Genomic DNA, 22261 nt, shown 5'->3' on the forward strand with positions numbered 1-22261 from the left:
GCTGGCTCACCCAAAAATCAGGTGCGCCACCGTAAAGATGGTGAGCCCGGCCAGTGAACCCACCACGGTGCCGTTGATCCGGATGAACTGCAGGTCCTTGCCCACCTGGAGCTCGATCTTCTGGGAGGTCTCCTCGGCATCCCAGCGGGCAACGGTATCCGTGATAACCCCGGCGATGTCGGAGCGGTACGTCCGCACCAGGTAGCCCGCGGCGTCCCCGATCCAGGCGTTGACCTTGCCGGCGAGTTCGGGGTCGTTGACCAGCCGCGAGCCGAAGTCACGGACCGCTGCCTTGAACTTGACGGTCAGGTCGCTTTGCGGATCATCAACAGCACCCAGCAGGGCGTTCTTCACGGTTCCCCACGTCCGGGTTGCGAGTTCCCGGACTTCGGGATCACCAAGGACCTGGGCCTTGATGTCCTCGGCACGCGCGATCATCGCCGGATCGTGCTGCAGGTCCTGGGCAAGGTCGTTCAGGTACTTGTCGATGGACTGCCGGACCTGGTGGTTCGGATCGGACTGCACGGCCCGGACGAATTTGAGGAATTCGATGTAGACCTTGTCGCCCACGAGCCCGTCCACGAACTGCGGTACCCAGGTGGGGGAGCGCTCCGAGACCAGCCGGCTCACCGTTTCGTGGTTTTCGCTGACCCAGTCGGCCGCACGGTCCACCAGCAGGTCCACCAGCTTGTGGTGGTGCCCGTCATGGAAGATCCGCTCGGCCATCCTGCCCACGGGAGGTCCCCACGGCGGAGTGAGCAGGTGCTTGCGGACCATGCCCTCGATGACTGCCTGGACGTCGTCGTCGTTAAGGACCTTGAACGCACCGCGGATCACGGCGGCACCCTCCTTGGCCACCCGCTCGGCACCTGCCGGCGTCGCCAGCCATTCGCCCGCCCGGCGCGCAATGTTCACGCTGGCCAGCTTGTCTTGGACCACCTGCTCGGACAGGAAGTTGGTTTCCACGAACTCGCCCAGTGACGCGCCGATCTGGTCCTTCCGGCGCGGAATGATGGCGGTGTGCGGGATCTTGATGCCCATGGGGTACTTGAACAGCGCGGTGACGGCGAACCAGTCCGCCAGCGCGCCGACCATGCCGCCTTCAGCCGCAGCACGCACGTACTGGAGCCACGGGTACTCCTTCTGCAGCGCAAACGCGAACACAAAGATTACCGCCATGGCCACGAGCAGCCCCAGCGCCACAAGCTTCATTTTCCGCAGCGCTGCCGCCTTTTCGGCGTCACCGGCACTGAGCTGGTGGCCGACGGCGGCACGGACCTTTGTGCCGGGCGGTGCGGCCGGAGCGGACGGTGTCTGGTTGGTGCGTGCTTCCCGGGTAGTTGTCTCAGAGTTCACCTGCATGTGCCAAGCCTAGTCCCGCAGGACGGGCCCGGTCGGTTACCGTGTCTCCATGACTACTGACCGGTCAGTGCCGCAACGGCCCTTGGTCTTTGCCCACCGGGGCTCGAGTGGCGCGTTTGCCGAGCACACCCGCGCGGCTTACCTGCAGGCGCTGGCAGACGGCGCGGACGGCGTGGAGTGCGACGTCCACCTTACCCGCGACCAGCACGTCATCCTCCTGCACGACGCCAACCTGGACCGCACCTCGGATGGAACCGGGCCGGTGGCGGAACGGACGCTGCGCGAACTCCGCCGCCTGGACTTTTCTTCCTGGAAGGGGGTGCGCATCCCCGAGGAGTACGGTGCGCGGTCCGAGCAGTTCCTGACTCTTCCCGAGCTGCTGGAGATCCTCCGCGGGGCCGGACGGCCCGTGGGGCTGGCCATCGAGCTGAAGCATCCCAGCCCGTACCAGCTTAAACTGGAGGACCGGGTGCTTGAAGTTCTCCGCGACGAGGGCTGGGACGCCAAAAGCTCAGCGGTGGACAATGTGGCGGTGACCTTCATGAGCTTCAGCCCGGAGTCCGTGCGCCGCCTGCTCCGGTCGGTTCCGGCAGAGTTCGTCTGTCAGCTGGTGGATGACGTGGACGTACGCGAGCTCCGCCAGGAATTGGGTTTGGGATTGATCACCGGCGGAGCGATTGCCAACGTGATGAAAGCCGCGCAGTTGGAGGGTGAGCGGATCCTGGAGCACGGCGAAGCGTCGCTCGCCGGTCCGGGCGTGGACTACGTCCGCCGCCACCCGGCGACCATCCAGCGGTGGCTGGAGCAGGGCCGGCGCTTCCGGGTGTGGACCGTGGACTCCGAGCAGGACGTGGCACTCTGCCAAGGCCTCGGCGTCCACGAGATCACCACCAACGTGCCGGCGCGCGTGCTCAGCCAGCTTGAGGTGGCTTCGCCGCAGGGAAGGTAGGCAGGCACAGTGGGCAACTTTTTCCACAGCATTCCGCTGCTCCGGGATCTCGAGCCCGCGTTCGGCAGTCTGGGGGCGGTGGGTGGTGGTGCGGAGGCTGCAACCGGCAGTGGCGCGCCGCCTTGGTCCGGTCCCCGAAGCTGGTGGGGTGGCCCGCTGGACGTGGAAGGACTCGCGCTGGGAGCCGTTGGGACTGCGGCCGCAGCCTTGAACCTCCTCGCCGGCGCGCCGGGCCGCTTCGCGACCACGGCGGCCCTGACGGCCGGCGCTTTTGACTCCTCAGGGCACCTGCGGATCAACGGCCGGAAGATCCAGGGCTTCGCCCCGCTGTCGGGCTTCCGGCGCACCCAAGACGGCTGGATCAGGCTGCACGCCAACTACCCGCACCATGAACAGCGGCTGATGCAGGGGCTGGGAACCGGCACGGCAGACGGCCTTGCCGCTGCCCTCCGCACCATGACGTCCCTCGAAGCCGAGGCCGCCATCCAAGCCCCTGGCGGGGTTGCCGCAGCGGTGCGGCGCCGCAGCGAATGGCTGGAGTCCGGGATGGGCCAGGCTGCAGCAGCGGGGCCATGGATCGAATGGACCCTTGCGGACGGAAAAGCTTCAGGAGACGGGCAACCGGGGCTGTCCGCCGAAGACCCGCGCCGCCCACTCAGGGGAGTGCGCGTGCTGGACCTGACCCGCGTCATCGCCGGACCTGTGTCCACCAGGCTGCTCGGGGCATTGGGTGCCGACGTCCTGCGGATCGATCCGCCGCACCTTCCCGAAATCACCGACCAGTTCGTTGACACCGGATTCGACAAGAGGAGCGCCGAGGCCCACCTTGCCGCGGCCGGGAACAGGCATCGGCTGGAGCCGTTGCTGCAGGCAGCCGACGTGGTGGTCACCGGTTATAGGCGTGGCGCCCTTAACCGCTTCGGCCTGGAGCCGGAGGTTCTGCTCGCATCCCGGCCGGAGCTGGCCGTGGTCACGCTGGACGCCTGGGGTGCAGCAGGCCCTTGGAGCGGCCTGCGCGGTTTCGACAGCATCGTCCAGGCGGCCACCGGAATCGCCCACCTTTACGGGTCGGAGAACAACGACGGCGAGTGGCGGCCGGGTGCGCTCCCGGTTCAGGCCCTGGACCACGCCACCGGGTACGGGGTGGCCGCGGCGGCCATCGCGCTGCTTGCCCGGCGCCGGCAGACCGGCTTCGGCGGGTCGGCCCGGCTGTCGCTGGCCCGCACCGCAGAGGAGCTTTTCACCCTGCCGGCCGTGCCTTCCGCCGACAAGCCAGGCCTGCTGCCGGAACCCGAACTGGGAAACATGGAGAGCACCTACGGAGAACTGCGCTACGCCCTGCCACCTCTCCTGCTGGCCGGACAACCCCTCGACTACACCTCCCCGCCAGTGCCTTACGGGAGTTCGGCCCTCGCCTGGGCCTGACTGTTCGCACAGGGCTGCTGCGGTCCGAGTTGTGCGTGACGGGTTTACGGTGGCTGGCGGTTGTAATGGCCGGCGGTGCTTGTGGTTGAGTGGAGCCATGCCCTTTCCCCGGTCCGGCCGGGCCCTCCAGAGCCTTTCCGCTGCAGCCATGAGCGCACTGCTGCTGGCCAGCGCCATGAAGCATTTCCGCGACCCCGGCTTCTTCCGCCAGGTGGTGCCCGACTACCTCTGCCGGGAGGACACGCAAAGGCAAGCAACGGGCGGCGCCCGTCCTGCCGCCGGCGGCACTGATACGCCCACCGGCACTTCCGCCGGAGCTTCTGCCGGCGGTGCCGCAGCGGCCTTCGGCGGCGGAATGGAACAGGACCGCCGTCGGCACTTGGCCGTGATGACCAGGGAGGAATGGATAGCCGTCAGCGGCCTGCTGGAGCTCTCTGCCGCCGTCGGCATTGTTGTCCCGTTGACACGCAAGGCGGCCGCAACCGCCCTTACCGCGATGTTCATCGCCTTCCTTGCCGGCCATGCCGATGCCCTCCGCCGCGCCTACGGCCCGGAGGGATCCGCTCTGCAGCGCAAGGTGCATACCCTGCGCCTCCCGCTTCAGGCGCCGCTGATCCTCTGGGCATGGAGTCTTCGGAAGCCTGCACTGGGTTTGCGGACGTGAAACTCCTGGCTTCCCCTGCCGTGCGCGTGGGGCTCTCCATCAGCGTTGCCACCGGCCTGTACGGAATATCCTTTGGCGCACTCTCCGTAACGTCCGGGCTGGACTTCTGGCAGACAATGGCGCTGAGCCTGCTCCTGTTCAGCGGCGGTTCGCAGTTCGCGTTTATCGGGGTCGTGGGCGGTGGCGGCTCAGGCATCGCCGCGATGAGCGCCGCCACGCTCCTGGGAATGCGCAACGGCATCTATGGCATGCAGCTCAACGCCTTGCTGCACCCCACGGGGTGGCGCAGGTACGTTGCCGCCCAGGTGACGATTGATGAATCCACCGCCACCAGCACCGGCCAGAGCGATCCCGCTGAGCAGCGGCGTGGTTTCTGGGCGGCCGGCATCGGCATCTACGTGCTCTGGAACCTGTTCACCGCAGTGGGAGCGCTCGCCGGAAGCGGGCTGGGGGATCCCAAGCAGTGGGGACTGGACGGGGCAGCCGTGGCCGCCTTCCTGGCCCTGCTTTGGCCCCGGCTGAAGGGCCGCGAACCGATCGCCATTGCGGTGGTGTGCGCACTCGCCACGGTGATGGCAGTGCCGTTCGTTCCTGCCGGCGTACCGATCCTGGTGGCCGCCGTCGTGGCGGCTGTGCTCGGCTGGTTCAGCCACGGCCGGAGCGACGAGGGCCTTGAGCCGGACGTGGATCCCTACCGGGAGCACCTCCACCGCGGCGCGGACCATCAGGGCGGGCACCGCCAGCCCGGCGGGCAACACCGTGGCAGCGACGGCGGCACCCCGGGGGCCGCCACATGAGTCTTTGGGTCTGGCTGCTGATTGCCTGTGCCTTGGCCTACGCCTGGAAGCTGGAGGGCTACTTTGTCCCGGCCAGGTTTTTGAAGGACCCCCGGATGTCGCGGGTCGCAGGCACCATGACCATCGGGCTGCTTGCCTCCCTGACGGTGGTGAACGCCGTAGCGTCGGGGCAGGCGCTGGCAGCCGATGCGCGCCTGGGTGCCCTGGCCGCAGCTGCGATCGCCCTGGCGCTGAGGGCACCGTTTCTCGTGGTGGTGGTCGCCGGCGCGGGAACTGCCGCACTGCTTCGGATGCTGGGCTGGAACTGAATCACCCCACCCCCGAATGTGGCAGGCATCACTTCCCTTGCCCGTGCTGAGTTGTACTATGGGATCGGCTATGCAGCTGGCCCAACGACTTGACGAATGGCACCAATGGAAGATCAACTGCACGCGGCCAAAAAACCTCAATCCAACGTCAATCACGGACGACGCGCGGGGCTGCCCGTCAAGCGTTTCTTCACCCGCTTTGCCCGTGTTTCCGACGTCCCTGCCGAGGACTTGGAGGCGCTCTCCGAAAGCCTCCGAAGGGCGATGGACGTGGACCCTGCGTCCCAGGTTTCCGCGCTGCAGGCCCTGGTGCGCCGGGAGATCCTCGCCAGGGGAGCAGCCGACAGCAACTAACCTTGCCGGGCACGCCAGGAGGCTTGCGGGAACCGGGGGGACTCACCGCGTTTGTGAACGTAGGTGGCTAAGCTACCCCGTGGGCGGCGCCGTCAGGTGCTGCTGACCGCCGACAGCTTTCTTCAACCGCCATCTCGTACCAGGCCTGGGCGCCGAACTCCGGCTCGGGAGTGTCAAGGTTCTGGTAAAGGGCATCCAGCAGTTTTGCGAGTTCCTCCGCCGGCAGTGTGGGAAGGACTTCCTCGGGGCCGCGCGGATCGTTGATGTAGTGCAAAAGTTTGGAACTGTTCATCGCGCTGCGGCCGTGGAGGGCCGGAGGTGCAGGAACTGTGGCATCGGTGGCTCCATCTGGAAAGAACAGAGGCTGGCTGCGTAACCCACTTGAAGTGTATTGCACCCGCTGGAGGCCCACAATGGGGAGGACCCGGCCTCCCGCGCGCGGGAATCCTGCGGTTAGACGGGCTGCTGACCCGCCAGCTGGCCCGCCAGGGAAGCGGCCGGCAGCGGCACATGGATGGGAAGCGGTCGGCTGGGCCGGACCGATCGGATGGCGTCCTCCACCAGGGCCAGCGGACGGCGCCAGGCGTCGGACCCGGGTTCCATGGTGTCCACAACCCCGATGAGCATGGCGAGCAGCCGGAACATGTCAGTCATGGAGATGTCCGCGCGCAGGCTTCCCTGGCCTTGCCCCCGGACCAGCAGCACACCCATCGACTCCATCAGGGAGCCGGTAATGCCGGTAAGCAGCTCACGGCGGCCGGCCACGGCTCCCAAAAGATTGGCGTCATCGCTCGCGGCGGCCATGAGGGCCTCCATGACCCGCAGCAGTCCGGCGGCCGCATCGATATCTGCGAGGGCCCCGTCCACCACCGGATCCACGGTGAGCCGCAGCTGCCTGTTGAGGGCTGCCAGGACCAGCTCCTCCTTGTCGGAAAAATTGCGGAACAGGGTGGCCGGGCCCACTCCCGCTGTGGCCGCAATGGTCTGCAACGGTACGTCGGGGCCGAACTCGCGGAAGCATTGGCGCGCCGCCGTGATGATCTTGTCCACGTTCCGCGCTGCGTCGGCGCGGAGCGGCTTGCGGGCGACTGCGAGGCTCATGCTCAAAGGTTAGCAATCGGGCCTTCGGCGTTCACCGTTACTGCACGGTAGGGGGTTTTGTGACGGCGGCGCCCGCTGCCCCGCTGCAGGTGGCGTGGACGCCGTGGCACACTGGGCAACATGTTGCTTGCGTTTTCTGTCGCCCCGTCCGGTACTCCCAGCGAAGGTTCACGGCCCGGTGACGCCTCCGTTCACGACGCCGTCGCCGCCGCCGTGAAGATCGTCAGGGAATCGGGACTGCCCAACAAAACGGACTCCATGTTCACCACCATCGAGGGTGATTGGGATGAGGTGTTCGATGTTGTGAAGCGTGCTACCGAAGCGGTGGGCCGCTACGGCAGCCGGGTTTCCCTGGTGATCAAGGCTGACATCAGGCCCGGTTACTCCGGTGAGCTGACGGCCAAAGTGGACCGCTTGGAAGAGGCGCTCTCCGGCGGTTCCTGAACGCGCGCGTCCCATCCGGCGTCGTCTGTAGTTCCTCTGGACCCGCACGTGGGCGCGTGCCAGACTGTGCCCATGTTTGAGCACAAGCCCCGGCCAGAGTGGATTGCCACGGAGAAGTTCCTGTCCGACGTCGTGGTCCATCCGGATCCCGCCGTGCTCAGGGCCGTGCAGTCCGCCGCCGCTGCCGGCATGCCGGCCATCGAGGTGGCGCCCAACGCCGGCAAGCTCCTCAAGCTCCTGGTTCAGCTCTCCGGCGCGCGCCGGATCCTGGAGATCGGCACCCTGGCCGGCTTCAGCACCATCTGGATGGGGCAGGGGCTGCCCGACGACGGCACCCTGGTGACGTGCGAATTCCTCCCCAAGCATGCGGAGGTGGCGTGGGCCAACATTGACGCTGCCGGATTGGGGCAGAAGGTGGAGATCCGGCTTGGACCGGCCCTGGACACCCTCGCCGCACTGGCAGAGGAGGACCGGGAACCCTTTGACTTCATCTTCATTGATGCTGATAAGGAGAACAACAGCCGTTATCTGGACTGGGCCATCCGCCTGGGGCGCCCTGGGACAACCGTGGTCCTGGACAACACCATCTGGGAAGGGGCCGTGATGGACCCCGACATGGATCCTGTTAACGCCCAGGGAATTGTTGATGCACTCCGGCTCTTGGGCGGGCATCCCCGGCTCGATGCCACCGTCATCCAGACAGTGGGCTCCAAAGGCTGGGACGGTTTCGCGCTCGCGCTCATTCGATAGGGCGGTGGTCCGCCCCGTTTTCCTGCCGTTGATTCAAAACCGCTAAGTATGCTTAGAGTAATTGTCCGGTTTGATTCGCATCCGGAAGCAGCCGCAGCGGAGGAACATGATGAAAGCGTCGCCCGCCCTTGCCAGCAATTTGCAAATGGTGCTCACCGACCTCATTGAATTGCACCTGCAGGGGAAGCAGGCCCACTGGAACCTCGTGGGCACTAATTTCCGTGACCTGCACCTGCAATTGGACGAAATTATTGCGGCTGCGAGGCTCTTTGCGGACCAGGCGGCAGAACGGATGCGCGCCCTGCATGCCCTTCCCGACGGCCGCAGCAGCACAGTCTCGGCGGGCAGCCGGCTGGAGGAGTTTCCGCAGGGGCTGACCCCTACCAAGGACACCGTTCAGCTCGTCACTGACCGGCTGGAGCGGACGGTTCAGACCATGCGGGACGTCCATGACGAGGTGGACGAAGAGGACCCCGCCAGCGCAGATCTGCTGCATGCTGCAATCGAGCGCCTGGAACAGCTGGCCTGGATGGTCAACGCGGAAATCATGGCTGCCACCACGCCCGTCACTGAGCCGGCCTAGCCACTGCTCCCGTTCAACGAAAAAGGGCCCGCCGCGGTATCCGCAGCAGGCCCTTTTTGCTTAATTCACTCTTTCCTGAAAGCGTCCTTGACCTTCTCGCCGGCCTGTTTCAGGTCCGCTTTGGCCTGGTCCATTTTCCCTTCGGAACGAAGGCCCTCGTCATTGGTGGCCGCACCGGTAGCCTCTTTGGCCTTGCCGCCCATTTTCTCTGCGGCGTTGTCGATTTTGTCATCCAAACCCATGGTGATTCTCCCTTCGGCTGGTGGCCGGCGGACAATAACCGCTGGCCAAGTTCAATGCTAACCAGCCACGGGTAGCTTCAACAGGTTTGAGGAGGATTGTCAGACCAGGTCCGGCGCGCTGGCCACGATATAGTCGGCGGCGGCAGGACCGGTCATGGACAGGTTGTTGCTGTCCGGGTTGATCCCGTGGGACTGAAGCGCCTCCCACAGGGCTTCCGGAGCGTGGAGCGGTGCTTTGTGGAGGAGGCACCAGCTGGTGTAAAGCCCGTAGAGCTCATCGCGTCGGAGGCCCAAGCCAGGCTCCCTGTCTGCGACAACTGCTTCGGCAAGAAAATCTTCAAAATGTGTAGCAGGCATGTTCGCTCATTCGGGGTCGACCGTGTTGCCGCCGTTTCTGCTTCAGCGGCACTGCCGGCCCTTAGCGGAACCAGCAGAGTAATCACGAACGTATGGCAGGAGGGATCGTTTTGTCCAGTTACGGCGGGAATTTCACTGGATCGAGGGGGCCGACGGCGACTGGGGGGACTGGCCTCGGTCTCAGAAGAGGCCATCTCACCGCCGGCCCCGCCTTTGCCCCGGGCCACCTTGCTGACCCGGGAAACATGAACAGGACCTCCAAGACAATTTTCCCCCATCTTGAAGGTCCTGCCTAGTCCCCGGAAACAACGGCTAACGCCTGCGGGCCGCGGTCATTGTGCCAAAGTTTCAGTCCCGGTTGGTGCCACGGTCACGCAGCTTGTTCCGAACCCGGTCGCGATGCGGCTCCCTGGGCTGGCCTGCGTCCTGATTACCGTCCTGGCCGTTGTCTCCGTTTCCCCCGGAATCCCCTTCCTCGCCGTTCTGCGCGCTGTACTTTTCACGCAGTTCACGACCGTGCTGGATGTCCTCTTCTTCCTGCTTCTGCAGCTTCTCGCTTTTCTTGGTGTCCCGGGGCGGCAGCTGGATGGTCTCCTCCGCCTTGATGCCGGCCTGGAGCTGGCGTCCCCGCTCCATTTCCGCGTCGAATTCTGCACCGAAGAGCAGCGACATGTTCAGGATCCACAGCCACAGCAGCATGACGATCACGCCACCCAGGGCACCGTAGGTCTTGTTGTAGTTTCCGAAGTTGCCTACGTAGAACCCGAAACCAAGTGAGGCCAGCAGGAAGACGAACAGTGCGATGCCCGAACCCATGCTCATCCACTTGAACTTGGGCTGCTTGACGTTGGGGGTTGCGTAGTAGAGGACCGCGATGATCGCGATGATGAGCACGATCATGACCGGCCACTTGGCGATGTTCCAGATGGTGAGGAATACGCCACTGAGCCCGATCAGGCCCCCAACCGCCTCAGCTACCGGGCCGCTGAGGACCAGCATGCCGGCGAGGATGGCAACAATAACCACAGCCAGGAGCGTGACCGCCAGCATGGTCCCGCGGAGCTTGACGAACGCACGGCCTTCATCCACCTCATAGACCCGGTTCATGGCCCGTCCAAAAGCGCCCACGTACCCGGAGGCGGACCACAGTGCGGTGGCAAGGCCGATCACCAGGGTCAAGCCGGCAGCAGGTGCATTGGCAAGGTCTGCCACCACTCCGCCTACCGTGTCAGCAGTTTCGGCCGGGACAAATCCCCTGACGATCTGCAGTAGCGCGTCGGTGGTCTTCTGCGGGTCACCAAAGAGGCCTATCAGGGACACAAGCGCCAGGATGGCCGGAAACAGTGACAGGACCGCGTAATAGGTCAGGGCCGCCGCGAGGTCCGGGCACTGGTCCTTATTAAACTCCCGCAGGGTCTTCTTGGCGATGTATTTCCAGTTCGGCTTGTCCAATTCCTTGGGGCTGTCCGGCTTCCGGGGATCGTTTGGATCCGGCGCCTGCCCTGCCTTCGCAGTGCTGGTTTCGGAAGAGTCGTGAGTGGCCATGGAGTGTCCTCTCGGTCAGGGCCTATACCTGACAAGCCGGCTCCGCGGTTTGGCGGGCCGGCCTGTCAGGTGGTGCTTGTTGCCTTTGGGGTGCCGCAGCAGGCCCGTTAGGTGTTCTGGACGTTGGTTTTGGCGTCGGCGGCGCGGTCCTTGACGTCGGTGGCGGCGCTTTGGCCTTCGGCTTTGACGTTCTGCATGCCGTCGGTGGCCGTGGTTTTGACGCTTTCCATGGCTTCCTGGGCAGGTTCCTTCAGGTCCTGGACCATGTCCTTGGCTGCGTCGGTGACCTGGGTGGCCAAGGGCTGCGCGGCGGTTTTGAGCTGGTCGGCCGCTTCGCGTTCCTTTTGGCTGGCCGGGATCAGGGACGAGACGAGCATCCCGGCGCCAAACGCGATCAGGCCGGCGGCCAGGGGGTTGCCCTGGGTTTTGGCTTTGACCTGGTCCGGCGCGTGGGAGATCGCGGTCCCGGCGTCAGAAAGCTTAGCGGCGGCAGTGTCCTTGGCCCCGTGCAGGGATTCGCCGGTGCTGTGCAGGGCGTCCCCGGTGTGGCTGGTGCCGGAGGACACCTTGCCCTGGACCGTGGAGACCTTGTCTCCGACTGTGGACGTAGCGGAATCGGCTGCTCCCATCACCTTCTCCTTGACGCCTGCAACGGCGTCTTTGACGCTGCCCTTGACCTTGTCGGTCTGCCGCTGGACGACATTTGCTGGCGTGACCTTGTCGGCGACCGCGTCCACGTTGGTGCCCAGGCGTGCTCGGGTGGCTTCTATGTCTTGGCGGATTGCGTCCGGGTTATCGCTCATCGGTTTACCTCACCTGGTTTTAGGGTTGGGGGAATTTCGGAAAGTGTTTCGGTGGTCTGCGGGATGCCCTTGATTTGTTTGAGTTCCTTGCGGCCCATCGAGGCCAGGACCGCGGCGATAATGCCCCAGATCACGGCGACGATCACGGCGGCCCAGCCCAGCGGCATCAGGGCGCCCAGGGCGAACATCAGGGCCAGGGACAGGAACAGCAGGACGAAGTGTCCTGCGACGCCGGCGCCGGCGAGCATGCCCGCGCCCTTGCCGGCCTTGGTGGCGGACTGCTTGGCCTCTGCCTTGGCCAGTTCGACTTCCTGGCGCATCAGCGTGGACAGGTCCCGGGTCACATCACCCAGCAACTCACCCAACGACGCGTTGTCCGCCTTCACATGCGCCTCACTCGGAGGCGGCTCCGGTATCTGGCTGCTCATCAGAGCCCGCCTGTCTGCCCACCGGCACGGCGGTCGCGGGCGAGGGGATCGTCATCCAGCGGATCAGCGGCAAGACGGGGGTCACCCAGGGGGTCCTCAGCTGTCCGGTTTCCGGACCAGGGCTCCTCTTCCACCAGCTGGGGGCTGTCCAGCGGGCTGGCAGGACGTGCTGCGTCCGGGTAGCTGGTACCCGTGGCGCCGCCCGCGTAACCCGCTGTGGTGGTGGCCGGACCGGGAAGCTGGACCGGAGGAGGCGGTACCGTTCCGCCGGCCGGGCTGTATCCTCCCGTGTACTGGTCGCCGTAGGGGCTGGAGTATTGGCCGGAAAGCCCTGCAGTGCCGGCAGTGCCCGACGTGGATGAAGTCCCGGTGGTGCCTGCCGTGAGGCCGCGGGTCAGGCGGCCTGCGAGGACGCCGGCGCCGGCGGCAAGCAGGAGGAAGGTGCCGGGCTTGTTGCGGGCGAACCTCTGGACCTCGCCGAGCAGATCGCCTGGCTGCTTGTTCTCGAGCCAGGAAGCTACCGACTCGCTGCGCTGCGCAGCCTGCCGGATCAGGTCGCTCGCCATACCCTGCTGGTCCGGGGCGTCAGCCATGCTCTGCAGCTGGCTGGAAATGGTGCGGATGCCTTCGGCTGCCTTCTGCTGCTGCGTGCCGGCCTGGCTGGACAGCCCTGATTTTGCCTGGGACAGCAGGCCCTGCGCGCTGGACTTCGCCTCGGAAGCGACGTTGGCCACTTCCTCCTTCGCCGTCTGGGCCACATTCTGGGCGGAACCCTTCGCGGTCCGGGCTACATCAGCTGCTTCTTCCTTTGCTGCGTCCTTGCGGGACGAGCCGGAGGCGTCGCCGGTGGGGGTCTCGCCATATTGGGGGGTGGCGGCGGACGGGAAAGTGCTCGCGGTTCGCTCGCCCGGAATTCCTGTAGAGGCCGGCGGAGCCGTGTAAGCGGGATCCTCGGGCCATTGGTTCTCTGTCATCTTCGCTCTCTCTTTCCAAGAAGGCCGGTTGTTGATCAAGAACCAGCGATACTGGCCCTAAAATAATAAGCATGATTACTAATAAAAGGTAAGTACGCTTGCTAAGCGAGTTATAAACGGTTCCAAAAAGTCAGCCGGAATGGCTTCCGCCGGCCCGGTCACATCGAAGTGGAAGTGGTGGGTAATTTGGAAATGGCTCCGTGGGTTTGGGTGGTAATTGCCGTTGTTGTGGTGGTGCTGATTGTGCTGCTGCTGCTCGGAACGGGACGGCGCCGGAAGGCGATTCAGCAAAAGCGGGACAACGCGAACCGCGAGAAGGCGGCGGAAATCCGGCGCGAGGCCGAGAACAGGGAGCTCGACGCCCGGGAGCGGGAAGCGAAGGCGGCACGTGCCAGGGCGGACGCAGAGCAGGCGCAGGTCGAAGCCGCACGGTTGAGCCAGCATGCGGACCAGCAGGCCACCGAGGCCAAGACGCTCCGCGATGACGTGGGCGAAAGGACGCGGAAAGCCGACGAGCTCGACCCCGACGTCAAGAGGGACCGCGACGCCAACCGCGGTGCGGCCAACCCCGCAAATGCCGCCCGCGACGCTGCTGACTCCGCCCGGGGAGCGGGAGCCCGTGATGGCGCCCGCGAGGACCGCCGCAACGATGGTGCCAACCCTGGCCAGGGCGGTTCCCACCTTGATCGCGACAATCCGCGCTCAGGCATCTAGGCCGTTTGGCTGGCGGCATGCAGTCCAGGGGCGGGGCGGCAGCTAGCTCGTAGGTGCAGTGCCGCGCCTCGGTTTCAGGGCGGGGGAGGGAGTGATTCCTTCCCCCGTTCCTATGCCGTCCAGCACGTCAAGAACTGCCTCTACTGCCGAAGTCTTCGCCTCCCAGCCCAGGATCCGGCGGGCCCGGCCGGTGTCCATGACTGGTACCCCGGCCGCCATCTCTACCCAGCCGGAGTCGGTGGGTATAAGCCGGAGCCGCCAGGCCAGGCCCACCGCCTTGTGGAGCAGGCCCATGGGGATGGGAAGGATCCTTTGTGCCCGCACGATCCGGGCAAGTTCCTGCGGTGTGAGTACCGGCTCCGCTGCAATATTAAAGGCCCCGGAGGCCCGCTGGTCGATCACGCGCCAGTAGGCCTCGGCTACGTCATCCGCATGGACTGCCTGGAAAACCAGGTTGTCCGGAGCGGGCAGCAGCGGAAGCCAGGGTCTTCTTGGCAGGAGCCGGGGAATGAGCGGTCCGAGGAAATACCTGCCGATCTCGCTCCCCGCGTCACGCTGGAAGATAAGCCCGGGCCGGAGCCTTGCGACGGCGATGCCCGGCTCGGCTGCCGCGAACTCGTCCAGGAGTTTTTCCTGCGCCGCCTTGTGCCGGCTGTAATGCGAGCCCGCCATGCCCTGCGCCGGCCAGGATTCATCCGTTCGCCGGTCCTTGGGCGCCTTGCTGTAGGCACCGATCGATGACGCGCAGACGACCTGTTTGACGCCGGCCTTCCGGGCGGCTTCCAGGACATTCGCTGTTCCAGTGACGTTGGTCCGGTACAGCTGGTCCAGGTCCCTGTTTGGTTGAATCTGCCAGGCCAGGTGGACAACGGAGTCCACTCCGGCCAGCGCCGATTCAAGCTTTGGGCGGTCGCTTCCCAGCCCGACATCCAGCGTGTGCCACTCCACGCCCCCATAGGGCGGCTGTGACGTGTCCGGCAGGCGCCTGCTGATCCCCTTCAGTTGCAGACTTTCCGGCTTCCTGGACAGCTGGGCCTGCAGGTTCCGAAGCAGTGCTGTTCCTGCGTTTCCGCTGGCTCCGATAACGGCGATGCGCATGACAAAGGCTCCTTGGCAGGGGGTATGCGGTTCGTCTTACATGCCGAGCCTAATGCCGCCGAGGATTGTTTTATAAGCAACCTTATGATTTCCTATGGCTAAGTCTTGCCGCAGGCTTCGGAACCAGACCGAGGGAACCAACGACAATGCCCGAATCTTTTGCCGCGCTTGCCGTGGACGCTATGCCTGTCCAGGAGCCGTGCCTGGAACCACCGAAGGACAACCGCTCAGCCGCCAAGGCCGGGCGGTTGCGGGAGACCTTCGAAAATGACCTGGTCCTGAGTTATCTGGACCTTGCCGAGGCCCTCGCCGCCCGCTTCGAAGCCCGGGGACGGGAACGGGCAGACCTGAACCAGGTGGCCTACCTCGGCCTGGTCAAGGCCGCCCGCGGCTTCGACCAGACCAAAGGCGAGAGCTTCCCCGCCTATGCTGCTCCGACCATCGCAGGGGAGTTGAAGCGTTACTTGCGTGACCGGACATGGGTGGTCCGGCCGCCCCGGCACATCCAGGATCTTCGCACCAGGATGTTTCGGGTGGAACCGGAGCTGGTGCAGTCCTTGGGCAGGAATCCCAGCGTGACGGAACTGGCCACGGAGCTGGGGGCGGATGCTGCCGACGTGCAGGAAGCCATCTCGGCGTCCAGCAGCATGCATCCGGACTCCTTGGACGCGGCGAACGTCCACAGTGACGCTCCCTCGATCGGTGATTTGCTGGCTTGCCCGGAGACGCCGCTGGAGCGGCTTGAGGACCTTGCCTGCCTGCGGGAGGCCATGCAGGACCTGGATGCCGCGGACAGGGAACTTTTGTACCGCCGCTACTTCTGCGAGGAAACCCAGGTTCAGTTGGGGAAGCGGCTGGGGATGTCGCAGATGCAGGTTTCGCGCCGGTTGGCCCGGGTCCTCGTTGAACTCCAGCGCAGGCTCTTGAGCAGTGCCCAGGGAGACGGCGTGCGTCCGGAGCAGGTGCGCGCAACGGGCTCCACGGCGTCTGTAGGGCCGGTCAGCCGTACGGCCGGCCCAGGATCTTCGACAACCGTTTCCGCCCGCAGGAGCGGCTCGCGGGCAGGAGCAGATAGCCCTGCATAGCCCGCCCAGGGGCCCCGGAAGCAGGCTCCGACCGGGGCGGGTGGAGCATTGACAGCCTATCTTGCCTGTTCAAACCCCTGGGAGTTATTCAACCGAAAGGCGAGAAAAGCAGCAGCCCCTGTTTAGGAGCAGCAGCAGTGGGGAACAAGGAGGATATGGGAAGCTCCGTATCCTCCAAGCTCCGCGCTGTCCTGTTCGACCGGGACGGGACCCTGGTGGTCGACGTGCCCTACAACGGCGACCCCGGGCTGGTCACACCAATGCCCGGTGCCAAGGCAGTCCTCGACGCGCTTCGTGCCGACGGGATAGCAACCGGCGTCATCAGCAACCAGTCCGGAATCGCCCGCGGCCTGATCACCGCCGCCAACGTGGCGGACGTCAATGCCCGGGTGGAAGAGCTCCTGGGCCCCTTTGATGTGTGGGAGGTGTGTCCACATTCCGAACAGGACGGCTGTGCCTGCCGCAAGCCTGCGCCGGGGATGGTCCACAGCGCCTGCCGGAAACTCGGCATCCAGGCATCGCAGGCGGCGCTGATCGGTGACATCGGCGCTGACGTCCGGGCCGCAGAGGCCGCCGGAGCCACCGGGGTCCTGGTACCAACGCCCGTGACCCGGGCCGAGGAAGTGGCCGAGGCGCAGCTGGTGGCCCGGACCCTGGCCGAGGCCGTATCGCTGTTGTCGGAGCAGCCCTGATGGGCCGCGTCCTGGTGGCACGCCTGGACAGCATGGGCGACGTCCTCCTGGCCGGACCCGCAGTACGTGCCGTGGCCAATGGACGGTTCCCGGACGGCAGCCGGCCAAACCATGTGGTGATGCTGTGCGGAAGGCAGGGCGAGGCCGCTGCGGGCATGCTGCCGGGCGCCGCCGAGGTCTACAGCTGGGACAGCCCATGGATCATGAATCCCGCGCCCAAGATGACCGGCCCGCACGCTGACAGGCTCATCGAGTATGTCCGGAATTCCAGGATCACCGAAGCGGTCATCCTTACCTCCTTCCACCAGTCGCCCCTGCCGCTCGCCCTGCTTCTCCGGCTGGCCGGTGTTGAGCGAATCACCGGCGCCTCCACCGATTACGCCGGCTCCCTGCTGGATGTCCGGCTCAAACCGGGTGAAGACTTTCCTGAGGACCAGCCCGAGGCGGAACGAGCGCTGGGCATCGCCGAGGCGGGAGGATTCCGGCTCCCGGCAGGGGATGACGGAAAACTCCGAATTGCGTCCGTCCCCAATGTCCGCGACCTGGTGGGTGAGGACCCGTACGTGGTGGTCCACCCCGGAGCTGCCGTTCCCGCCAGGGCGTGGCCGCCGCTGCACCATGCGGCCGCCGTCGAACTTCTCCAGGGCGCGGGACACCGCGTCGTGGTGACCGGCGGTCCCGGGGAGACTTCGCTGACTGCCACCGTCGCCGGGCCGTCCGCACTTGACCTTGGCGGGCGCACGGACCTGCACACCCTGGCGGGAGTCATGGCGGGGGCCGACGCCGTGGTCACCGGCAACACCGGGCCCGCACACCTTGCGGCAGCAGTGGGCACACCCGTTGCATGCCTCTTTTCACCGGTAGTGCCCGCCATCCGTTGGGCGCCGTACGGGGTATCGCTGGAGCTGCTCGGTGACCAGAATGCTCCCTGCCGGATGACCAGGGCCCGTGTCTGCCCCGTCCCGGGCCATCCCTGCCTCGACTCCGTTTCACCTGAGGAAGTAGTGGCGGCCGTAGAACGCCTGATCGGCGGAGTCAGCTCCTTCAGCACCCACGTCAGTACCCGTAGAAAGGCCCGCAACAGATGAGAATCCTGCTCTGGCATGTCCACGGTTCCTGGACGGACGCGTTTGTGCGCGGCCGTCATGAGTACCTCCTTCCCGTCCTGCCGGAAGGTGGTGCCTGGGGGCTTGGCCGTGCCGGCAGGGATTGGCCGGCGTCGGTGCGGGAGGTGGACCTCGCGGCGCTGGACGCCGGCGCCGTTGACGCCGTCGTTCTTCAACGCCCCGAGGAAATTGACGAAGTTGCCCGGCTGCTGGGCCGGCGGCCCGGCGTTGACCTGCCCGCCGTGTACCTTGAGCACAACACCCCCAAGGGCAATTTCCCCTTCACGCCGCATCCGCTCGCGGACCAGCACGCCATCCCCCTGGTGCACGTCACCCATTTCAACAAACTGGCCTGGGACAACGGATCAGCCCGCAGCCTGGTGATCGAACATGGAATCCCGGACCCCGGGGAGCTCTATACGGGGGAGTTGCCGGAGCTGGGCGTGGTGGTGAACGAGCCCATCCGCCGTGGCCGGGTCACCGGGACGGACCTGCTGCCCGCCTTCGCATCCGTGGCGCCGCTGCAGGTCTTCGGCATGAAGACGGACGGCTTGGCTGCCGCGGCCGGGATCGACGAGTCCCGGCTGACGGCCCGCGGCGACCTCCAGACCCGGGAACTGCACCGCGAACTGGCCCGCTGCCGCGTTTATGTGCACCCCATGCGCTGGACCTCCCTGGGCCTGTCCCTGCTCGAAGCCATGCACCTGGGGATGCCGGTGGTCGCCCTGGCAACCACCGAAGCACCGCGGGCGGTGCCGCCGGAAGCCGGCGCCGTTTCCGCCGACATTGACGAGCTGCTCCGCTGTGCGCGGCGGCTGGTCAAGGATCCGGATGAAGCCCGACGGCGGGGCCTTGCCGCCCGCGAGGCAGCACTGGAACGCTACAGCCTGGGCAAATTCCAGGACCGCTGGGATGAGCTCCTGGCGGACCTGGGCGGCCGGCTCCGGCACTCCGACAACGAACGCCTGGACGGGAAGATCCTTGTTCCGGCGGGAGAGAGGAAGACCCCATGAAAATCTCCATGATTTCCGAGCACGCGAGTCCGCTGGCGGCACTGGGGGGCGTGGACGCCGGCGGGCAGAACGTGCACGTTGCCGCGCTGTCCGAAGCCCTTGCCAAGCGGGGCCACCACGTAACGGTTTATACGCGCAGGGATGCAACGGAGCTCCCGGCCCGGGTCCGCGTGGGGCGCCGCCTGGAGGTGGTCCATGTGGACGCCGGCCCGGCCTGCCATGTCCCCAAGGACGAACTGCTGCCCTACATGGGAGAACTTGCCGACGGCGTGGCCAGGGACTGGGGCCAGCGGCCGCCGGACGTTGTGCACGGGCACTTCTGGATGTCCGGCGTTGCCGCCCTGGACGCAGCCCGGCGGGCAGACCAGGGCTACCGGGTCCCCGTCATCCAAACCTTCCACGCACTGGGCACCGTCAAGCGGCGGCACCAGGGCGCAGAGGACACCAGCCCCCTGGAGCGGCGTTGGCTGGAGCCCGGAGTCGGGCGCTCCGCGGACCGGATCGTCGCCACCTGCTCTGACGAGGTCTTCGAACTCAAGGCCATGGGAATCACCACGGGGAAGATCTCCATCGCACCCTGCGGCGTTGACCTTGGCTTCTTTTCCGCTGAAGGTCACGTCGCGGCCAGGAAGCGTACGCACCGCATCCTCTCGGTAGGCCGCCTGGTGCCGCGCAAGGGCGTGGACCTGGTGATCCGGGCGCTCCCGTACCTGCGCGAGGCGGGTTTTGACGACGTCGAACTCCTGATCGTGGGCGGCGGCGGAGACTCGGGTGCGCTCCATGCCGACCCCGAGGTGCGCCGCCTCATGGACCTGGCAGCGGAACTTGGCGTTACCGACCAAGTGAGCCTGCAGGGCCAGGTGTCCCGCGGTGAGATGCCCGGGATTTTCCGCAGCGCCGACGCCGTGGTGTGCGCACCGTGGTACGAGCCGTTCGGCATCGTCCCGCTGGAGGCCATGGCCTGCGGTGTGCCGGTCGTTGCTGCCGCAGTGGGCGGCCTGCGGGATACGGTGGTGGACCACGGAACGGGCCTGCACGTGCCGCCGCGGGACCCCGAAGCGATCGCATCGGCGCTCTCCCTGCTGCTCGCGAACCCCACCCTGCGGGTGGAGCTTGGCAGCGCAGGCAAGAAGCGTGCCCGCACCCGGTATTCCTGGGACCGGGTGGCGGCCGAAACCGAAAAGGCCTATCAGCTGGCCCTGGCCGGGGCTGCCGCCGGTGTTGTCCCGATGGAAGGAGCGGCACTGTGACTGCGGAATCGTCCCTGCGTGAGACCCTGCAAACTTTGGCAGCACCTGCCGCGTTGCCCGAAGTCCTGCCGGGTGCCTCCTTTGTGGACCCCGACAGTGTGGACGCTGTCCGTATCCATCTGGACAACGTGATACCGGCGCTCGATTCGCTGCGGAACCAGTCCGGCCGACTTGCGGCCTGGGGTGTGGAACTGGCCCAGCGCCTGCTCCGCGGCCAACGGCTGCTTGCCGCCGGCAACGGCGGTTCAGCAGCGGAGGCCCAGCACCTCACCGCGGAGCTGGTGGGCAGGTTCGACGGCGAGCGGGTTCCGTTTTCTGCCATTTCCCTGCACGCGGAGTCCTCTGCTGTAACCGCCATCGCCAACGATTACGGCTACGACGACGTCTTCGCCCGCCAGGTGCGGGCGCATGGCCGGTCCGGGGACGTGCTGATCCTGCTGTCCACCAGCGGCAAGAGTCCCAACCTGCTGCGGGCCGCCGAGGTTGCCTCCCGGCTGAACGTGACCACCTGGGCGCTCACGGGAGCCGGCCCCAATCCGCTGGCCGACGCCTGCGATCAGGCCGTGATGATTGACGCCCTCAATGCCAATGCCCAGGAGGGCCACCTGATCGCCCTGCATGCGGTCTGCCGCGCCTTCGACATGGAAGTGGCCAGGCACAGCTCAACGGAGGGGCAGGGCCTGCAGAACCTGGGCCTGCAAAACAATGGACTGCAGAAGCGGGGTGCTGGGGCATGAGGATCGTCGTTGTCGGTGATGTGATGCTGGACGTGGACCTGTCCGGCGAGGCCACGCGGCTGAGCCCGGACGCGCCCGTTCCCGTGGTTGATGTTTCCGGCGTCCAGCGCCGTGCCGGGGGAGCTGGGCTGGTGGCGCGGATGCTTGCCGAGGACAAGTGGCCAGTGACGCTGGTGACGGTCCTGGGCGATGACGACGCCGGCCGCCAGCTTGAAGCCCACCTCGCCGGAGTGCGGCTCGTGGCTGGTCCGAGCGGCCACCCTTCGCCGGTGAAGACCCGCGTGCGGGCCGGATCGCATCCGGTGGTCCGTTTCGACCAGGGCTGCGAGAAGGCTCCCGTCCCCGATGTCAGTCCTGCCATGCTCCGCGAGGTGGAAAAGGCGGGTGTGATCATCGTGGCCGACTACGGCCGGGGACTGGCTGCCAACCCGCAGCTCCGGGAGCTACTGGCCCGGCTTGCCGGTCACGTGCCCATCGTGTGGGACCCGCATCCTGCCGGGCCGGACCCGGTGCCGGGGGTCGCCGTCGTCACGCCCAACCTGTCCGAGGCGCAGAAGGCCCTGCAGCTGCGAGGCCGCAACGGAACCCGGCGCAGGCAGGAGGACTCGTCACGCGGAAACGCTGTTGCCGGCGATGCCGCTGCCGGGGGCGATGCCGCTGGCGATCCTGCCGCCGAGGCGGGCGCAGTCCTGCTGGAGGACTGGGGCAGCCGCGCTGTCCTGGTTACCAAGGGCGAGCAGGGCGCTGTCCTGTGCCGGCAAGGCCACAGTCCCCAGCCTGTTCCCGCGCCGCGGGTGGAAGCGGGAGACCCCTGCGGAGCCGGTGACCGGCTCGCAGCCAGCCTCGCGGTCCACCTTCTGGCCGGGCGGGATCTTGCCGAAGCCGCCGAACTGGCCGTCCACGACGCCGCCGATTTCCTCGCCAACGGCGGGGTGTCCGCCCTTCCCGATCGCGGCGGGGAACCCACGCAACCAAAGCCACGGGTCAATGACCCCCTGCTGCTGGCCCGCGCCGTGCGGGAAAACGGCGGCAAGGTAGTAGCCACCGGCGGTTGCTTCGACCTGCTGCACGCCGGGCACGTCCGGTCACTGGCCGCCGCCCGTGAGCTGGGGGACTGCTTGATCGTCTGCCTGAACTCGGACGACTCCGTGCGGCGGCTGAAGGGTCCGGAGCGGCCCATCATTGGCCAGCACGACAGGGCTGAACTGCTCCTGGCCATGGAGTGCGTGGACGCCGTGATGGTCTTTGACGAAGACACGCCGGAGGCAGCCCTCGAACGCCTTCGCCCCGACATCTGGGTCAAAGGCGGCGACTACAAGGGTGCCAGCCTGCCGGAGGCCGGCCTGGTGGAGAGCTGGGGCGGCCGTTGCCTCACCGTGCCGTACCACCCGGCCCGTTCCACCACCGGCCTGGCCGATGCCCTCGCGAAGGTCAGCTAACCAGGCTGACCCGCCGGTGGCTCGGGGAGCGTGGCCGGCAA

The 22261-nt window shown here is 66.5% G+C and carries 27 protein-coding genes; 17 read left to right on the forward strand and 10 right to left on the reverse strand.

The annotated features are described in order from the left end of the window. Positions 1 to 6 precede the first annotated feature (6 nt). A complete protein-coding gene (locus M1D93_RS02960) occupies positions 7 to 1362 on the reverse strand; it encodes a DUF445 domain-containing protein (protein ID WP_461173708.1) in 1356 nt (451 codons plus the stop codon). Positions 1363 to 1411: 49 nt separating this feature from the next. Here M1D93_RS02960 and M1D93_RS02965 point away from each other — a divergent pair, with 49 nt between their 5' ends. From M1D93_RS02965 to M1D93_RS02990, 6 genes are all read left to right on the forward strand, one after another. Continuing rightward, positions 1412 to 2311, forward strand: coding sequence for a glycerophosphodiester phosphodiesterase (locus M1D93_RS02965; protein WP_461173709.1), 900 nt, complete (start codon positions 1412 to 1414; stop codon positions 2309 to 2311). 9 nt (positions 2312 to 2320) lie between these two features. Further along, on the forward strand, positions 2321 to 3736 hold the full coding sequence (locus M1D93_RS02970; protein ID WP_461173710.1) for a CoA transferase: 1416 nt from the start codon (positions 2321 to 2323) through the stop codon (positions 3734 to 3736). A gap of 97 nt (positions 3737 to 3833) precedes the next feature. After that, complete coding sequence (locus tag M1D93_RS02975) at positions 3834 to 4400, forward strand: DoxX family protein (protein WP_461173711.1); 567 nt, start codon at positions 3834 to 3836, stop codon at positions 4398 to 4400. Next, positions 4361 to 5197, forward strand: coding sequence for an AzlC family ABC transporter permease (locus M1D93_RS02980; protein ID WP_461173712.1), 837 nt, complete (start codon positions 4361 to 4363; stop codon positions 5195 to 5197). The genes M1D93_RS02975 and M1D93_RS02980 overlap by 40 nt, the downstream gene beginning before the upstream one ends. Next, the gene (locus tag M1D93_RS02985; protein ID WP_461173713.1) at positions 5194 to 5505 is read left to right on the forward strand and encodes an AzlD domain-containing protein; all 312 of its coding nucleotides are present in this window, start codon (positions 5194 to 5196) and stop codon (positions 5503 to 5505) included. Before M1D93_RS02980 ends, M1D93_RS02985 begins: the two co-directional genes overlap by 4 nt. Before the next feature lie 105 nt (positions 5506 to 5610). After that, positions 5611 to 5859 (forward strand): hypothetical protein, encoded by a 249-nt coding sequence (locus M1D93_RS02990; RefSeq protein WP_461173714.1) that lies wholly within the window; start codon positions 5611 to 5613, stop codon positions 5857 to 5859. A gap of 67 nt (positions 5860 to 5926) precedes the next feature. Here the strand turns inward: M1D93_RS02990 and M1D93_RS02995 are convergent, their stop codons facing one another. Together M1D93_RS02995 and M1D93_RS03000 are read right to left on the reverse strand one after the other, a co-directional pair. Beyond that, positions 5927 to 6151 (reverse strand): hypothetical protein, encoded by a 225-nt coding sequence (locus M1D93_RS02995; protein WP_461173715.1) that lies wholly within the window; start codon positions 6149 to 6151, stop codon positions 5927 to 5929. Between the two features lie 161 nt (positions 6152 to 6312). Then, on the reverse strand, positions 6313 to 6960 hold the full coding sequence (locus M1D93_RS03000) for a TetR/AcrR family transcriptional regulator (RefSeq protein ID WP_461173716.1): 648 nt from the start codon (positions 6958 to 6960) through the stop codon (positions 6313 to 6315). Positions 6961 to 7080: 120 nt separating this feature from the next. On the opposite strand from M1D93_RS03000, the gene M1D93_RS03005 reads away from it, so the two are divergent. The 3 genes from M1D93_RS03005 to M1D93_RS03015 all read left to right on the forward strand — a co-directional run bounded on the left by M1D93_RS03005 (position 7081) and on the right by M1D93_RS03015 (position 8737). Continuing rightward, positions 7081 to 7404, forward strand: coding sequence for a thiamine-binding protein (locus M1D93_RS03005; protein WP_461173717.1), 324 nt, complete (start codon positions 7081 to 7083; stop codon positions 7402 to 7404). A 72-nt stretch (positions 7405 to 7476) separates the two neighbouring features. After that, on the forward strand, positions 7477 to 8154 hold the full coding sequence (locus tag M1D93_RS03010; protein WP_461173718.1) for an O-methyltransferase: 678 nt from the start codon (positions 7477 to 7479) through the stop codon (positions 8152 to 8154). A gap of 109 nt (positions 8155 to 8263) precedes the next feature. Next, positions 8264 to 8737: a Dps family protein gene (locus tag M1D93_RS03015; protein WP_461175100.1), complete on the forward strand. Its 474-nt coding sequence runs from the start codon at positions 8264 to 8266 to the stop codon at positions 8735 to 8737. Between the two features lie 65 nt (positions 8738 to 8802). On the opposite strand, the gene M1D93_RS03020 is transcribed toward M1D93_RS03015, so the two are convergent. From M1D93_RS03020 to M1D93_RS03045, 6 genes are all read right to left on the reverse strand, one after another. Continuing rightward, complete coding sequence (locus M1D93_RS03020) at positions 8803 to 8979, reverse strand: CsbD family protein (RefSeq protein WP_461173719.1); 177 nt, start codon at positions 8977 to 8979, stop codon at positions 8803 to 8805. A 99-nt stretch (positions 8980 to 9078) separates the two neighbouring features. Further along, positions 9079 to 9336, reverse strand: coding sequence for a hypothetical protein (locus M1D93_RS03025; protein ID WP_458780826.1), 258 nt, complete (start codon positions 9334 to 9336; stop codon positions 9079 to 9081). 348 nt (positions 9337 to 9684) lie between these two features. Next, entirely contained in the window at positions 9685 to 10881 is a 1197-nt protein-coding gene (locus M1D93_RS03030; RefSeq protein ID WP_461173720.1) for a YihY/virulence factor BrkB family protein, read from the reverse strand. A 107-nt stretch (positions 10882 to 10988) separates the two neighbouring features. After that, complete coding sequence (locus tag M1D93_RS03035) at positions 10989 to 11684, reverse strand: DUF3618 domain-containing protein (protein ID WP_461173721.1); 696 nt, start codon at positions 11682 to 11684, stop codon at positions 10989 to 10991. Further along, positions 11681 to 12112: a phage holin family protein gene (locus M1D93_RS03040; RefSeq protein ID WP_461173722.1), complete on the reverse strand. Its 432-nt coding sequence runs from the start codon at positions 12110 to 12112 to the stop codon at positions 11681 to 11683. Before M1D93_RS03040 ends, M1D93_RS03035 begins: the two co-directional genes overlap by 4 nt. Beyond that, entirely contained in the window at positions 12112 to 13086 is a 975-nt protein-coding gene (locus M1D93_RS03045) for a hypothetical protein (protein ID WP_461173723.1), read from the reverse strand. Before M1D93_RS03045 ends, M1D93_RS03040 begins: the two co-directional genes overlap by 1 nt. A gap of 192 nt (positions 13087 to 13278) precedes the next feature. Here M1D93_RS03045 and M1D93_RS03050 point away from each other — a divergent pair, with 192 nt between their 5' ends. Continuing rightward, entirely contained in the window at positions 13279 to 13800 is a 522-nt protein-coding gene (locus tag M1D93_RS03050) for a hypothetical protein (RefSeq protein ID WP_461173724.1), read from the forward strand. A 42-nt stretch (positions 13801 to 13842) separates the two neighbouring features. Here M1D93_RS03050 and M1D93_RS03055 read toward each other — a convergent pair whose 3' ends face one another. Then, complete coding sequence (locus M1D93_RS03055; protein ID WP_461173725.1) at positions 13843 to 14898, reverse strand: NAD-dependent epimerase/dehydratase family protein; 1056 nt, start codon at positions 14896 to 14898, stop codon at positions 13843 to 13845. Positions 14899 to 15044: 146 nt separating this feature from the next. Here M1D93_RS03055 and M1D93_RS03060 point away from each other — a divergent pair, with 146 nt between their 5' ends. From M1D93_RS03060 to M1D93_RS03090, 7 genes are all read left to right on the forward strand, one after another. Next, entirely contained in the window at positions 15045 to 15983 is a 939-nt protein-coding gene (locus M1D93_RS03060; protein WP_461173726.1) for a sigma-70 family RNA polymerase sigma factor, read from the forward strand. Positions 15984 to 16138: 155 nt separating this feature from the next. Continuing rightward, entirely contained in the window at positions 16139 to 16675 is a 537-nt protein-coding gene (locus M1D93_RS03065; protein ID WP_461173727.1) for a D-glycero-alpha-D-manno-heptose-1,7-bisphosphate 7-phosphatase, read from the forward strand. Beyond that, positions 16675 to 17763, forward strand: coding sequence for a glycosyltransferase family 9 protein (locus tag M1D93_RS03070; protein WP_461173728.1), 1089 nt, complete (start codon positions 16675 to 16677; stop codon positions 17761 to 17763). Before M1D93_RS03065 ends, M1D93_RS03070 begins: the two co-directional genes overlap by 1 nt. Further along, positions 17760 to 18794: a glycosyltransferase gene (locus M1D93_RS03075; protein WP_461173729.1), complete on the forward strand. Its 1035-nt coding sequence runs from the start codon at positions 17760 to 17762 to the stop codon at positions 18792 to 18794. Before M1D93_RS03070 ends, M1D93_RS03075 begins: the two co-directional genes overlap by 4 nt. Beyond that, the gene (locus M1D93_RS03080; RefSeq protein WP_461173730.1) at positions 18791 to 20044 is read left to right on the forward strand and encodes a glycosyltransferase; all 1254 of its coding nucleotides are present in this window, start codon (positions 18791 to 18793) and stop codon (positions 20042 to 20044) included. Before M1D93_RS03075 ends, M1D93_RS03080 begins: the two co-directional genes overlap by 4 nt. Next, positions 20041 to 20781 (forward strand): D-sedoheptulose-7-phosphate isomerase, encoded by a 741-nt coding sequence (locus tag M1D93_RS03085; RefSeq protein ID WP_461173731.1) that lies wholly within the window; start codon positions 20041 to 20043, stop codon positions 20779 to 20781. Before M1D93_RS03080 ends, M1D93_RS03085 begins: the two co-directional genes overlap by 4 nt. After that, complete coding sequence (locus M1D93_RS03090; protein ID WP_461173732.1) at positions 20778 to 22220, forward strand: PfkB family carbohydrate kinase; 1443 nt, start codon at positions 20778 to 20780, stop codon at positions 22218 to 22220. The genes M1D93_RS03085 and M1D93_RS03090 overlap by 4 nt, the downstream gene beginning before the upstream one ends. Positions 22221 to 22261: the final 41 nt, after the last annotated feature.

This window comes from Arthrobacter sp. Z1-9 (assembly GCF_054792695.1).

Coding starts and splice junctions, on each gene's coding strand:
- M1D93_RS03030 (WP_461173720.1), bottom strand. CDS start 10,881: ATGGCCACTCACGACTCTTCCGAAACCAGCACTGCGAAGGCAGGGCAG.
- M1D93_RS02975 (WP_461173711.1), top strand. CDS start 3,834: ATGCCCTTTCCCCGGTCCGGCCGGGCCCTCCAGAGCCTTTCCGCTGCA.
- M1D93_RS02985 (WP_461173713.1), top strand. CDS start 5,194: ATGAGTCTTTGGGTCTGGCTGCTGATTGCCTGTGCCTTGGCCTACGCC.
- M1D93_RS03090 (WP_461173732.1), top strand. CDS start 20,778: ATGAGGATCGTCGTTGTCGGTGATGTGATGCTGGACGTGGACCTGTCC.
- M1D93_RS03060 (WP_461173726.1), top strand. CDS start 15,045: ATGCCCGAATCTTTTGCCGCGCTTGCCGTGGACGCTATGCCTGTCCAG.
- M1D93_RS03025 (WP_458780826.1), bottom strand. CDS start 9,336: ATGCCTGCTACACATTTTGAAGATTTTCTTGCCGAAGCAGTTGTCGCA.
- M1D93_RS03070 (WP_461173728.1), top strand. CDS start 16,675: ATGGGCCGCGTCCTGGTGGCACGCCTGGACAGCATGGGCGACGTCCTC.
- M1D93_RS02960 (WP_461173708.1), bottom strand. CDS start 1,362: ATGCAGGTGAACTCTGAGACAACTACCCGGGAAGCACGCACCAACCAG.
- M1D93_RS03040 (WP_461173722.1), bottom strand. CDS start 12,112: ATGAGCAGCCAGATACCGGAGCCGCCTCCGAGTGAGGCGCATGTGAAG.
- M1D93_RS02990 (WP_461173714.1), top strand. CDS start 5,611: ATGGAAGATCAACTGCACGCGGCCAAAAAACCTCAATCCAACGTCAAT.
- M1D93_RS03020 (WP_461173719.1), bottom strand. CDS start 8,979: ATGGGTTTGGATGACAAAATCGACAACGCCGCAGAGAAAATGGGCGGC.
- M1D93_RS03000 (WP_461173716.1), bottom strand. CDS start 6,960: ATGAGCCTCGCAGTCGCCCGCAAGCCGCTCCGCGCCGACGCAGCGCGG.
- M1D93_RS03075 (WP_461173729.1), top strand. CDS start 17,760: ATGAGAATCCTGCTCTGGCATGTCCACGGTTCCTGGACGGACGCGTTT.
- M1D93_RS02980 (WP_461173712.1), top strand. CDS start 4,361: ATGGAGTCTTCGGAAGCCTGCACTGGGTTTGCGGACGTGAAACTCCTG.
- M1D93_RS03010 (WP_461173718.1), top strand. CDS start 7,477: ATGTTTGAGCACAAGCCCCGGCCAGAGTGGATTGCCACGGAGAAGTTC.
- M1D93_RS03035 (WP_461173721.1), bottom strand. CDS start 11,684: ATGAGCGATAACCCGGACGCAATCCGCCAAGACATAGAAGCCACCCGA.
- M1D93_RS02995 (WP_461173715.1), bottom strand. CDS start 6,151: ATGAACAGTTCCAAACTTTTGCACTACATCAACGATCCGCGCGGCCCC.
- M1D93_RS03055 (WP_461173725.1), bottom strand. CDS start 14,898: ATGCGCATCGCCGTTATCGGAGCCAGCGGAAACGCAGGAACAGCACTG.
- M1D93_RS03050 (WP_461173724.1), top strand. CDS start 13,279: ATGGCTCCGTGGGTTTGGGTGGTAATTGCCGTTGTTGTGGTGGTGCTG.
- M1D93_RS03080 (WP_461173730.1), top strand. CDS start 18,791: ATGAAAATCTCCATGATTTCCGAGCACGCGAGTCCGCTGGCGGCACTG.
- M1D93_RS02965 (WP_461173709.1), top strand. CDS start 1,412: ATGACTACTGACCGGTCAGTGCCGCAACGGCCCTTGGTCTTTGCCCAC.
- M1D93_RS03015 (WP_461175100.1), top strand. CDS start 8,264: ATGAAAGCGTCGCCCGCCCTTGCCAGCAATTTGCAAATGGTGCTCACC.
- M1D93_RS03065 (WP_461173727.1), top strand. CDS start 16,139: ATGGGAAGCTCCGTATCCTCCAAGCTCCGCGCTGTCCTGTTCGACCGG.
- M1D93_RS03045 (WP_461173723.1), bottom strand. CDS start 13,086: ATGACAGAGAACCAATGGCCCGAGGATCCCGCTTACACGGCTCCGCCG.
- M1D93_RS03005 (WP_461173717.1), top strand. CDS start 7,081: ATGTTGCTTGCGTTTTCTGTCGCCCCGTCCGGTACTCCCAGCGAAGGT.